This window comes from Actinomadura macrotermitis (assembly GCF_009604375.1).
GTDB classification, from domain to species: Bacteria; Actinomycetota; Actinomycetes; order Streptosporangiales; family Streptosporangiaceae; genus Spirillospora; species Spirillospora macrotermitis.
Genome location: NZ_WEGH01000006.1, coordinates 116,706 through 128,925, shown reverse-complemented (window position 1 = coordinate 128,925; position 12,220 = coordinate 116,706). Strand labels below are relative to the sequence as shown.

Here is a 12,220-nt window from a genome sequence, read left to right as displayed (position 1 = left end):
ATGATCCCTACATGGACACTAGGAATTATGGTCCGCCGTTCCCGCCGCCCCGCCCCGAGCGCTCCCGGCCGGTCGTCCGGCCCCCGCACGACGGCCCCGGCCACTGGGCGGGCGCGCCGAGCGCCCTGGTCGCGGACGGCGTCACCTACCTGGCCTACCGGCTGCGCCGCCCGCTGGGGGAGGGCCGGGGCTACGCCGTCGTCGTCGCCGCGTCCCCGGACGGGGAGCGCTTCGAGACCCTGGCCGTCATCGACAAGGATCCGGCGGTCACCGAGTCGCTGGAACGCCCCGCGCTGGTCCTGACCGAGGACGGCCGGTGGCGGCTCTACCTCAGCTGCGCCACGCCCGGCACCAAGCACTGGCGGATCGAGGTGCTGGAGGCGGCCGACCCGCGCGGCCTCGCCGCGGCCGAGCCGCGCGTCGTCCTGCCGGGCAGCGCGCACGCCGGGGTGAAGGACCCGGTGATCCTGCAGCACGGCGGCAAGTGGCACCTGTGGGCGTCGGTCCACCCGCTGGCCGACCCGGAGGAGGCGGACCGGATGGTCACCGACCACGCCACCAGCGCCGACGGCCTGGAGTGGACCTGGCAGGGCACCGTGCTCACCGGCCGCCCGGGGCACTGGGACGAGCGCGGCACCCGCGTCTCCGCCGTCGTCCCGCACGAGGGCCGGCTGTTCGCCTACTACGACGGCCGCGCCGACGCCGCGCAGAACTACGAGGAGCGCACCGGCCTCGCGGTCGGCACCGGCTTCGGCCCGCTGGCCGCCGCGGGCGAGGAGCCCCTCGCGCGCTCACCGCACCACGGCGGCGGCCTGCGCTACCTGTGCGCGGTGCCGCTCGCCGCGGGCGGCTGGCGCCTCTACTACGAGCTGACGCGGGCCGACGGCGCGCACGAGCTGCGCACCGAGCTTCACCTCGGCGCGAGCCAGTCCGAGTAGTCCAGCCCGGTGACCTCCTGGAGCAGCGCGATGTCGTCGGCGAAGTAGGGCAGCAGACGCTCGCGCTGCTCGGGGGTCAGCGGCCGCCGGGGCCGCTGCCCGCGCTGCAGCAGCGACAGGAACGGGCGGCTCGCCGCCCGCCGCAGCGGCCGGGGCGCGTACCCGCCGACCCGCGACCCGGTCCGCAGGACCTGCTGGACGACGCGGGTCGCGGCCGTGTCGGGCACGTGCGCGGTGACGTTCTCGCGCGGGATGGTGTCGATCACCCCGGTGCGCACGCCGAGGAAGGCGCAGATGCGGTCCAGGGTCGCCGCGGCGTCGTCGCGCACGTCCCGGTAGCGCAGCAGCAGGATCTGCTCCTCGGGGAACAGCTTGTACAGGTGCTGGAGCTGCTCGCCGTACAGGCCGAGGCCGGTGTAGTGCCAGAACGCGGCCCAGCCGTCCTTCACCCGCCGCTCCTCGGCCGCGCACGCGCGGACCGGGTCGCCGATCGGCTCCAGCCCGGCCGCCCACAGGTGCGCCCAGTTGGAGTGCGCCCGCTCGACCGGGTCGCGCAGCACCGCGATCAGCCTCGCCTCCGGGATCGCCTTCTGGATCCGCGACTGGGCGCTCAGGTCGTGCAGGTAGAACGGGGTGCTCTCGCCGCGCGGCGCGCCCGGGGGAGCGGCGTCGAACAGGGCCTCGTAGTCGGCCCGGCGCCACACGTGCTCGCGGTAGGTCTGCGCGTCGCCCGGCCCGCCCCGGGTGGGGGGCGGGCCGTCGGTGAGGAAGAACTTGGGCTCCTTCACCGGCGAGAGGTAGAGGTCGGGGTGGGCGGCGAGGCCGGCGTGCAGGGCCGTGGTCCCGGCCTTGGGCGCACCGACGATCAGAAAGTCCGGCAGGGGCATGGCGTCTCCCGGGGGCGTGGCCGTCGAGCGCCGATACTACAGTTTCCCTACCGTTTAACTCAAGAATCCGCGGTGCGCCCGGCCGCGGTCACCGGCGCAGGTTGCGGGGGCTTCCCTTCTCGAAGGAGGAGGCGACCGGGAAGTAGCCCTCCAGGAAGGCGAAGACGATCTGCCCCTGCTCGTCGGCCGGCAGGTCCCCGTGGTGGGTGTCGTTCAGGCAGAACACCTCGAACTGGCGCTGGGTCAGGATCTGGGTGAGGCGGGGGTGCTGGCTCGCGTCGCCCACGTTGATGTAGGCGCACCTGAGGTCCGCCGGGACGCCGCGCCCGGTGAAGAAGGCGTAGTAGTGGTGCAGCGACGAGGGGACGGCGATGTCGTCGTGGGCGCGGACCCGGCTCGCGGCGGTCCGCGCCGTCTCCGCCGGGAAGCGCTCGGCGATGTCGGCGAGCACGTCGCGGCGCAGCGGGTGCGGGGCGTGCAGGAACGCGTGGGTGAGGGTGTGGCCGAACGCCTCCTCGATCAGCACGCGGTTGTTCTTGCCGGCGCTGAAGTTGAAGTCGTCGTCCGGGGACACGGGGGTGAGCGGCACGGGGGTCGGCGAGGGGAAGTACCGGGCCGTCCCGCTCGGGTGGAAGAACCGGCCCGGCTCGACCGGCCCGCCGAGGAACACGTCGTCGTTGAAGTACAGGAAGTGCTCCGACAGGCCCTCGATGTGGTGCAGCTGCGTCTCGATGGCGTGGGAGTTGAAGCTCGGCAGCGCGCCGCGGTCCCCGAAGATCTCGCTGTGGTCCACGACCCGGATCCGCGGGTGCGCGGTGTCCAGCCACGCCGGCACCTGCCGGTCGGTGACGATGTGCACGGTGCGCACCCAGGGCGCGAACATCTCCAGGCTGCGCAGCGAGTAGCGCAGCTCGTCGCGGGACCGGAACCGGGCGTCGGCCCCGGCGGCGTCCACGGGCGGCCGGCCGAGCTCGGCGAACGCGGCGTCGCGGCGGGCCCGCCAGGCCGGGTCGTCGCCGTCGACCCAGGTGTAGACGACGTCGATCGGGAAGGCGACGTCGGCGACCAGCGTGCGGTCCAGCGCCGCGACCGATGGGTGCTCACGGCCGCCGAGGACGACCCGGCCGGGCGCCATCACCGCCTCGGGCACCACGTCGCCGAGCAGCGTGCGGCGGGTCGCGACCAGTCCCGCGCCGTCCTCGGCGTCGGCCCAGAACTCCAGGTCGCAGCCGTAGGCGGGGCCGTAGCTGAGGGTGCGCGAGGCCGACACGACGGGCTGGAACACCCGCAGCCCGGCGGTGTCGACGGTGTCGCGCAGCTCGGCCACCAGCGTGCCCGGCGCGGTCCGGCCGCCGGGCCGCAGCGGGTCGGCGTAGACGGCGCGGTCGGCGTAGGCCGCGGTGAGCGCCGCGATCGCGGCGGCGCGGTGCGCGGCCCGCACGACGACGCGGTGCCGCACCCCGGGGTCGCGCAGCACCTGGTAGGGGACGCCGGCGCCGGCGAGCACATCGGCGACCAGGTCCAGGTTGGCGAGCGCGACGTCGGCGGGCATCAGGTCGTCGGCCTGGCGGCAGAGGCGCCCGCCGAACCGGACCAGGCCGCTCTCGTCGGCGGCGAGCCGCGCCTCGCGGCGGCCCGCGGCGCCGGCGAGCGGCGTCGCGGGCGGCGGCACGGCGGGCGCGAAGCCCGAACCTCCGGTGCGCAGGCCCCAGGCGGCGAGCCGGTCGGCCTTGGCGGCGGTGCGGCCGGAGGCGTCCCGGCCCGCCAGCAGCTCGCCGTACAGCTCCTCCCATCTCCCCATGACCAGCTCGATGTCGTACTGCCCGGCGGCGCGCAGCGCGGCGGCGCCGAAGTCGCGCAGCTGCTGCGGATCGCCGATCAGCTTGAGCATCGCGGCGGCCAGCCCGTCGATGTCGTCCTGGGCGACCAGGTAGCCGTTCTCCCCGTCGGTGATGATCTCGGCCGGGCCGGTCTGGCAGTCGTAGCTGATCGCGGGCACGCCCGCCGCGAACGCCTCGGTCAGCACCAGCGGGAACGCCTCGCCGTCGCGGGAGGTCAGCAGCGTGATGCTGGACTTGGCCCACTCCTCGGCCATGTGCGCGGTCGGGCCGAGGAGCTGGACGTGGTCGTGCAGGCCGAGCGCGTTGACCAGCCGGCGCAGCGCGGGCAGCTGGGGCCCGTCGCCGAACACGCGCAGCACCCAGTCCGGGTGCGCGGCGGCGACCTGCGCGAACGCCCGGACGGCGTGGTCGACCTGCTTGTCGGGCACCAGCCGGCGGGCCATGGTGACCGACCGGGCGGTGAGCGCCGAGCGCGGCCGGAAGCCGCCCGGCACCGCGTTGACGATCACCTCCAGCCGGGGCGCGCAGTCCTGCAGGGACTCGGCGAACCACTCGCGGGTCCGCTCGGTCAGCACCACCAGCGCGTCCAGCCGCGGCGCGTACCGGAACAGCGGCTCGCCGGTGCCGCCCCTGACCTGGGACGGGCGGTGCTCCTGGTGCACGGTCAGCACCCGCGCGGGCGGCAGCGTGGTGGTGACGGCCATCAGCGCGGGGGAGGTGGACACCAGCACGTCGGTGTCCAGCTCGCGCAGCGCCCGCTCGATCTCCATGTCGCTCAGCCGGTTGAACGCCTTCTCCCAGCGGGTCTCGATGAGCCGGCTCGGGCTCTCGGCCAGCGTCCGGCAGGTCGCGTCGTCGAGGTCGCAGTCGCGCACCGGGCGCGGCACCGGGCCGGTCTCGTCGACCAGGTACCGGACCGGCACGGCGGCGTCCACCGCGAAGAACCGCTCGGCGTCGGTCCGGAAGACGCTGAGGACCTCCACCTCGTGGCGGGCGGCCAGGTGCTCGGCCTGGGTGTAGACGGCGCGCTCGGTACCGCCCATCGCGTCGGCCCAGGTGAGCATGAACGTGATCTTCACAGGGTCTCCTCCAGGGGGGCGTCGGTGCTCGGCGCGACGGGCGCGCAGCCGAGCGCGAGGTCGCCGTTGCCGGTGTAGTAGGGGCGGACGCGCAGCAGCGCCGCGGGCCCGGTGGCCACGGTCCCCTGGGGGATCCGCAGTACCCGCCGGGGGTCGCGCACGTCGTGCAGGTGGCGGCCGAGCCGCAGGGGGCGGTGCCCGGGGGGCTCGGCGAACACGTCCCAGACCCGCTCGCCGCCCCGCCCGTCCCGGGCCATGGCGGCGAGCGGCACCCGGACGCGGAAGCCGTCGCCGTCCCGGTCGGCCGCGACGGTGTGCGCGGGGCCGTTGCCGCGCGCCTGGAAGCGGACCGCGAGCCGCCCGGCGTCGACCGCGACGAGCCGCACCCCGATCTCGATCCGGGCGAGGGTCCGCTCGAACCGGACGACCTCGGCGGACGGCTCGGGCACGGTGACCCGCAGCAGGCAGTGGCCCGTCGCGGACGACCCGGGCGTGTACCGGGCGCCGCTGCGCGGGCAGGGCGGGTCGGCCGCGGTCGGGCCGTCCAGGTCGTCGCCGGCGCGGGCGAGCAGCCCGACAGCCCGCTCGCCCCGCGCGGTGCGCACCGCGAGGCCGACCCGCCAGCCGCCCGGCGTCAGCGGGACGCCGCCCTGCGCCGCGCCGAGCACGGTGACGGCGGTGACCCGCCCGCCCGGGGCCGGTTCGGCCGGGGCGCGCAGCTCGCGGCCGTGCCGGGCGAACACGACCTCGGCGGGCCCGTCCACGCCGGCGGGCAGGACGGCGTGCAGGTTCAGGGTGCTGCCGTCCAGGACCGCGAAGTACTCCGCCGCGACCGCCGGGCCGGAGGCGACGGCCCGGGCGAGGCCGCTGCGCGCCACCGCCGTCCGGATCGCCTCGTCGGTCTCCCGCCGGACCCGGTGCCGCACCCCGGCGGCGCGGGACTCGGCCTCCTCGCGGACGCGCTGGGCGAACCAGGCCGGGTCCGACCGCGCCATCCGCCAGTACCGTGACACGTTCATACTGGGTTGCCTCCCGTTGTCGTTCATCAGGGGGCCTGCGTCCCGGCCGTCCGCCACTCCCAGCCGGAGGCGGCGGACCGGCGCGCGACGCGCAGCCGCCCCTGGGTGTCGATGACGGCGACGACCGGCCGGCCGGTCGCGTCCACGGCCGCCGCCGGAGCCTGGAGGAACAGCCCTCCGATGTCCTGCCAGCCGCCGCCGGAGTGGACGGCGGCGCTGCCGGACGCGCTGCGGCCGGTGAGCCACAGGGCCCCGCCCCCGGCGAAGGCCGCGCCCACCGGGCCGTAACCGCCGGGCCCGGCGAGCACCGTGCCCGTGCCCGGCCACGGGCCGGCCGGCCTCGGCCGGCGGAACAGCACCGTCCCGCCGCCGTTCGCCTGCCGGGCCAGCAGGTCGAGCCGCCCGCCCCGGTCCCGGACGAGGGTGAGCGGCCCGGTGACCCCCGGCGTGACCGGCGTCCACGCGCCGGCCCCCATCGGGCCGCCGGGCGTGCCCTGCCGCCAGTGCCACAGGCCCGGCGTCCCCGACGGCCGGTCCCACTGCCATCCGGCGGGCAGGGCCGCGCCGAACAGCTCGATGCGGCCCGCGGCGTCGGTCTCGGCCGCCAGGCCGTCCTGGACGCGCTTGCCGTGCAGGTCGGTCCACGGGCCGAAGGCGCCGTCCGCGCGCTGGGTGCGGCCGCTGACGCCGAGCCCCCCGTTGCGGACGAAGACGCTGATGCGGCCCGCGCCGTCCACCGCCGGGACGGTCGCGCCGACGTCGCGCAGCCGCGCCGGGGCGCCCCCGGCCGGATTGCCGAGGTCCCGCCAGTCGCCGAACCCGCCCGAGGGCCGGTCCTGCGTCGCGTACACGACCCGGTAGGACGGCTCGGTCAGGGTCCGTCCCGGGACGACCTGGACGCCGAACACCGCGAGCCGCCCGTCCGGCAGCCGCAGCACGCTCACCTCCGGCAGGAACCCGTCGCCGGGCAGCGGGACACCGGGTCGCCACGGTCCGCCCGGCGCCTGCTCCTCCCACCGCAGCACCCGGCCGCCCACCACCGCGAACGCTGCGAGCCGGCCGTCCGGCAGAGGCCGCAGCCAGCGGGCCGTCCCGGGATAGCGCGGGTGAGTGCCCTGCGGCCAGCCGCTCAGCGCACCGGTCGCGCCCACCTGCAGGTCGCCGCAGCCGCCGGGCTCATGGCAGGGGAAGGTCCCCTGGTCGGCCCAGCCGTAGGTACCGACGAACGCCAGCTTCTCCGCGACGGTCTCCTGGCCGAGGTTCCCGGGCCAGTGCCTGTTGTAGTAGCCGCGGTAGTACACGACCTGCGGCGGCGGGGCGCCCGCGCGCGCGTAGCGGGCGACGGCCTCACGGGCCAGCAGCGCGGTCGCGGTGTGGTCGGGGTTGTCGGTGCGGTGCTCGGCGCCCTTGGCGTCCACGCCCCGCTCGGGATCGGGGTCGAGGGAGCGCACCACCGAAGGCCGGTACCGGCGCAGCAGCCACGTCAGCTCCGCGATCAGCGCGCCGCGCGTGTAGGTCCTGCTCTCGGGGACGGTGCCGCCGAGCGGCGGCCGGGTGGCGAGCGCGGGCACCGTCCCGCGCCACAGGTCGGTCAGCCGCCGGACCCGCCCGTCCACCAGCCAGTTGCCGAGGTTCAGGAAGACGAGCGCGATCCGCCGGCGTGCGGCGAGGGTGTCGATCTCGACGAACCCGTGCCGCGCGTGCACCCGGCGGCGCGACCACCGCGCGGCGGGGTCGCCGGTCGCCATCTGGGCGTAGGCGCGCCGCACTCCCGCGTGGCGGGCCGCGATGTAGGCGGGATGGTCCACCGGCGCGCCCGCGTTCCGGCCGCGCACGACGTTCTTCCCGTTGCCCTCCGCCGCGGTGACGTAGACGGTCGTCACCGCGGCCCCCGTCCGCATCGCCTGGACGATGTCGGGATTGATGAAGAACAGGTCGTCGTCGGGATGCGCGACGATGTGCAGGAACGACGGCGGTACCGGTCCCGCCGGCGGCGCCGGCCGCTGGAAGCCGAGGACGCCCGCCGTGAGCACGCCCGCCAGCAGCAGCGCCCCCGCCACCGTGAAACGCCTGCCTTTCTCCCCCGAAAGCAGCATGGCTCAGCCGATCTCATAGGGGCCGGGGACCGGGAAGTAGGCCTGCAGGAACCGCTCGGTCATCTCCAGCAGGCTGCTCTCGCTCTCCGCGCCCGCCTCGGTGTCGTTCACGCAGAAGCAGTCGTAGGAGCGCTCGGCGAGCGCCGCCCGCATCCGGTCGGCGGCGTCGGGGCGGGCGAGGTCGATGTAGCGGTACTCCATGTCCGCCTCGACGGCGCGGCCGCTGAGAAAGCTGTAGTAGTGGTGCAGCGACGAGGGGATCGACAGGTCGTCGGGGTGGCGGAACCGGCTCCGCGCGGTCTGCGCGCACTCGGCGGCGTAGCGCTGCTCGATCTCGGCGAGGACGCTGCGGCGCAGCGCGTGCGGGGTGTGCTTGAGCCGCTGCGCCGGCACGGTGCCGAAGGTCTGCTCGATGATCCGGCGGGTGTTCTTGCCCGCGGCCATCGCGGGCTGGTCCTCGGCCGAGCGCTCGCGCAGGTCCAGCCGCTTGGCGGAGGGGAAGAACTTCGTCGTCCCGTTGGGGTGGAAGAACCGGTCCGGGCAGAGCGTGCGGCCGAGGAAGACGTCGTCGTTCAGGTACAGGAAGTGCTCCGACAGGCCCTCGATGTGGTGCAGCTGCGACTCGATGGCGTGCGAGTTGAACGTCGGCAGCACGCCCCGCCCCTGGAAGATCTCCTTGTGGTCGACCACGGTGATCCGCGGCGAGGCCAGGTTCAGCCAGCGGGGCACCTGGTCGTCGGTGACGATGTAGATGTGCCGGACCCACGGGGCGTAGGCGGCCAGGCTGCGCAGCGAGTACCGCAGCTCGTCGCGGCTGATGTAGCGCGAGTCGTTGGCCGCCAGGTGGTTCAGCCCGGCCTCCCCGACCTCGGCGAGGGCCAGGTCGCGGCGGGCCCGCCAGGCCGGGTCGTCGCCGTCGACCCAGGTGTAGACGACGTCGATGGGGAACGTGATGTCGTCGACGAGGGGGAGCAGGAACTCGGCCCGCGTCCGGTACCGCGGCTCGCCGTCGTCCGGGCCGGCCATCGGGGTGAGCCGGTCCGCGCCGGTGCGGACCGGCGCGCCGTGCGCCGGCAGCCGGTCGGTGATCCGGTTGGCGCGCGGCGCGACCAGCTCGTCGCCCTCGGGCCGCCAGAACTCCACCACGCAGCTGTGCTCGGGGCCGAGCGAGAGCGACCCGTCCGGCGCGCAGTGATGGCGGGTGATCCGGATCAGGTCGCGGTCCGCCACCCGCTCCCAGGCCTTGGCGCCGAGCCCGGCCCGGGACCCGTCGGCGTCCTTCAGCGGTCCGGCGTAGGCGTCGGCGGCGGCCGTCGCCGCGGCGAGCGCGGCGACCGCCCGGCCCCGGTCGGCCGCCGACACCGCGACCGCCGACATGGTGGGCTCCACCGGGCGGACGCAGAAGTACCCGACCCCGGCCTCCTCCAGCGCCCGGCACACCAGGTCCAGGGTGTCCCGCCAGAGCTGTAAGGGGGACAGGTCCGCGCGCCGCTCGGCGATCCGCAGCCGCCCCGCCACCGGCACCAGCACGCGGCCGGAGGCGAGGTCGCGGTGGCGCCGCTGGAACCGGGAGTTCTCGATCCGCAGCTGCAGCTCCGGCGTGATCAGGACCCGCAGTCCCCGGCGGGCCGGCGCCGGCACGGCCCGGCGCCAGCCCTGAGGCCGCGGTGGCGTGCGGTCGCCGCCCTGCCCCGCGCGTCCGATGTTCTCGGGCACACCCACACGCTGCTCCTGAATGTGATGAGTCTCGGCCGACACCGAAAACGCTCACTCTGTATTGTCCGCAGACCCTTACCAATTTCGGTGATGTGCATCACAGTGCGTGCTCATGACGACAAAACAGCAGGTCAGAGCCATGCTCTCTTCTTCTTTTCGGGCGGGGAGTCGCGAAAAGAATGCCGAGAGTGACGCTCCGCCAAGAAGGCGGGGTCGATAAATAATGACGTCTGGAATGGCGGTCATGGGTACGGATCTGCGCTGTGATGCAGATCACAGCGCGCTTGCGACCTATCGAGTTCCTTCTCGTCGGGAAGGAAATAAGGGGCTTATGGCGCCGGATGGGACCGTTCGTCCGAAATTGAATGGATCATGAAGGCCGGCTGAACGCCGCCTGAACGTTCCTGTGATCTACATCACAGCGGATCGAGGCAACTTTTGCGGTGGGGCCGTATCGGCGCCCGGCAACGCGAAAGGCCCCCGTCCCGAAGGACGAGGGCCTTTCTGTGTGGAGCGGAAGACGGGATTTGAACCCGCGACCCTCACCTTGGCAAGGTGATGCTCTACCCCTGAGCCACTTCCGCATGTGCTGCTCGGTCCCGTTCCCCTTCGGGGCGGTCCCTCGCGGCGACATGGACAACTCTAGCGGAACTTCGAGGCGGATGCGCACTCGACACCGGCCGCCGGCCCCCCGAAAGGTGCAAAGGGATTCAGATCACCGCTTTCCGTCGCTCCGGGGAAAACGGCAGGTCGTCGCCGTGTCACCACTTGTCGAGCAGGTCCCTGACGCAGCTGTTCGCGCTGGAGAGACGCGAAGGGCCGGGCCAGGTAGAGGCGCCGGCGGTTGACTGTAGCCCGCACTGCCGAGCATTCACGGCAGAGCGCGCACGTTCTAGTTCGCCTTCCCGCACTGCAGGATCAGATACGGCCCGAGACCGTTCTGCGAATAGGACCGTGTCGACCGAGGCCGGTGTGACGAGTGTGCCGACAGAGCCGCAATAGCAACCGCTGGATCTCTGTCCCTCGTGCCCGTGTCAGTGTCAGAGAGCGGACGATCAACGAAGGCTCAGACCATCAGAACGGAGACGCAGGCCGGAGGCTCGGCCGCGGAAGAACGCGGACCTCAGCCCGCGCGCGGGGGCGTGGGGCGGAGCCCCCACACCGGGGGGCTCGGGGGGTCGTCCCCCCGGAAAGCACTGCGGGCCATCAGGGAAGGTGCAGCTGCACCGACCATGATGGCCCGACTCGCGTGGACGATACTGGGATTGAACCAGTGACCTCTTCCGTGTCAGGGAAGCGCTCTCCCGCTGAGCTAATCGTCCGTGCTACCGACCACCGGGGCGGTCGGCGTGGAGGTGGAGACGGGATTTGAACCCGTGTACACGGCTTTGCAGGCCGTTGCCTCGCCTCTCGGCCACTCCACCAGAAACAAGACCGCCTGGCTGTGCACAAGGGCCTCTCAGAGCGGAAGACGGGATTCGAACCCGCGACCCTCACCTTGGCAAGGTGATGCTCTACCACTGAGCCACTTCCGCCTGCGCTGCTCGGGGCCGGTTCCCTGGGGGGCGGTCCCTCGCGGCGACATGGACAACTCTAGCGGAATTCCGGAGTGGTTGCGTACTCGGCGGCGTCCGTGGCGGCGGCCTGCCGGGCCCCGGCGGGGCGGGGGTCGGTGGCGACCGCCGAGTGCAGGTCGTCCCAGAACGCCAGCTCCTCGTCCTCCTTCAGGTGGGCGATGCGGCCCCAGAACTCGCGGTCCTCGGCCGCGTGCGCGGCGGCCAGCGACAGCGCCGGCATGAGGGTGGTCTCCGAGCCGGCCGACTCCAGGTCGGCGACGCTGACGTCGGCGGGCAGCTGGACGGGCGTGGCGGGGCGGTGGTGCTTGCCGCGCTTGCGGACCCGGATGGGCGGGGAGGTCGGCGCCTTGGCGGCGGTGGCGCGGCCGGCGGCGAGCGCGACGGTCCCGCAGAGCACGAGCGCGAGGGCGCTGGTGAGGACGGCCTCCTGCGACGGCAGCGCGGGGGAGGGGGCCTCCTTGTGCTCCTGGCGTGCGGGCTGCTGGGCCTGCGCGGCGGACACGGGGGAGTCGGTGAGGTGCTCGATGCGCGGCGGGGGCCCGGCGTGCTTGGGCGTGTACTTCTGCTCGACCCGCACCTGGCCGGGGTGCGCGACCGCGGCGACCTGGTCCATGGTGCGGGTCTTGCGGACGAGCTCGTCGCCGGAGTTGGCCTCGAGGGTGTGCAGGGTGCCGTCGGAGTCGATCTTCTCGATGATGCCGACGTGGTCGATCTGGTCCAGGTCGTGCGAGCCGGACCAGTCGAAGAAGACGATGGCGCCGGGCTCGGGGCGGTGGTCGAGCGCGCCCTGCTTCTGGAACCACTTGGCGTGGTCGATGGTGGAGGCGAACTGCCCGGCCTGGTCGGCGACGCCGGCCTTGTCGGCGGCCCAGGCGAGGAACATGTCGCACCAGGGCGCGGTGACGAAGTAGTCGTCGTGGTCGGCGTCGATGTTCTTGGCGTACCAGTCGCCGTACTTGGTGTAGCCGTCGCCCTTCTCGGAGTACCCGAGTTCCTTGGTGGCGATGTCGAGCAGCTTCTTACCGATCGGGTCCATGACGCGCTCCCCCTGCAGCCTCTCCTGGTGC

General features: G+C 74.0%; 7 protein-coding genes and 4 tRNA genes. 1 reads left to right on the top strand and 10 read right to left on the bottom strand.

Features of this window, described 5'->3' with window-relative positions:
* The first annotated feature begins 11 nt into the window (after nt 1-11).
* Nucleotides 12-938, top strand: coding sequence for a glycoside hydrolase family protein (locus tag ACRB68_RS37140; RefSeq protein WP_153541183.1), 927 nt, complete (start codon nt 12-14; stop codon nt 936-938).
* Here the strand turns inward: ACRB68_RS37140 and ACRB68_RS37135 are convergent.
* The 10 genes from ACRB68_RS37135 to ACRB68_RS37090 form a co-directional block, all read right to left on the bottom strand.
* Nucleotides 911-1,825 (bottom strand): sulfotransferase family protein, encoded by a 915-nt coding sequence (locus ACRB68_RS37135; RefSeq protein ID WP_153541181.1) that lies wholly within the window; start codon nt 1,823-1,825, stop codon nt 911-913. The two genes, ACRB68_RS37140 and ACRB68_RS37135, sit on opposite strands and share 28 nt — an antisense overlap.
* 88 nt (nt 1,826-1,913) lie before the next feature.
* On the bottom strand, nt 1,914-4,745 hold the full coding sequence (locus tag ACRB68_RS37130) for a stealth conserved region 3 domain-containing protein (protein ID WP_328595265.1): 2,832 nt from the start codon (nt 4,743-4,745) through the stop codon (nt 1,914-1,916).
* Entirely contained in the window at nt 4,742-5,764 is a 1,023-nt protein-coding gene (locus ACRB68_RS37125; protein WP_153541179.1) for a serine/threonine-protein kinase, read from the bottom strand. The genes ACRB68_RS37130 and ACRB68_RS37125 overlap by 4 nt, the downstream gene beginning before the upstream one ends.
* Nucleotides 5,765-5,790: 26 nt before the next feature.
* Nucleotides 5,791-7,824 (bottom strand): PIG-L family deacetylase, encoded by a 2,034-nt coding sequence (locus tag ACRB68_RS37120; protein WP_194293595.1) that lies wholly within the window; start codon nt 7,822-7,824, stop codon nt 5,791-5,793.
* A 39-nt stretch (nt 7,825-7,863) separates the two neighbouring features.
* Nucleotides 7,864-9,582 (bottom strand): stealth family protein, encoded by a 1,719-nt coding sequence (locus tag ACRB68_RS42720; protein ID WP_194293594.1) that lies wholly within the window; start codon nt 9,580-9,582, stop codon nt 7,864-7,866.
* Nucleotides 9,583-10,085: 503 nt separating this feature from the next.
* Nucleotides 10,086-10,160 (bottom strand) — tRNA-Gly (locus ACRB68_RS37110).
* A 666-nt stretch (nt 10,161-10,826) separates the two neighbouring features.
* A tRNA-Val gene (locus tag ACRB68_RS37105) sits at nt 10,827-10,898 on the bottom strand.
* Nucleotides 10,899-10,926: 28 nt separating this feature from the next.
* Nucleotides 10,927-11,000 (bottom strand) — tRNA-Cys (locus ACRB68_RS37100).
* Nucleotides 11,001-11,039: 39 nt separating this feature from the next.
* Nucleotides 11,040-11,111 (bottom strand) — tRNA-Gly (locus ACRB68_RS37095).
* 58 nt (nt 11,112-11,169) lie between these two features.
* The gene (locus ACRB68_RS37090) at nt 11,170-12,189 is read right to left on the bottom strand and encodes a CHAP domain-containing protein (protein WP_153541173.1); all 1,020 of its coding nucleotides are present in this window, start codon (nt 12,187-12,189) and stop codon (nt 11,170-11,172) included.
* Nucleotides 12,190-12,220 lie beyond the last annotated feature (31 nt).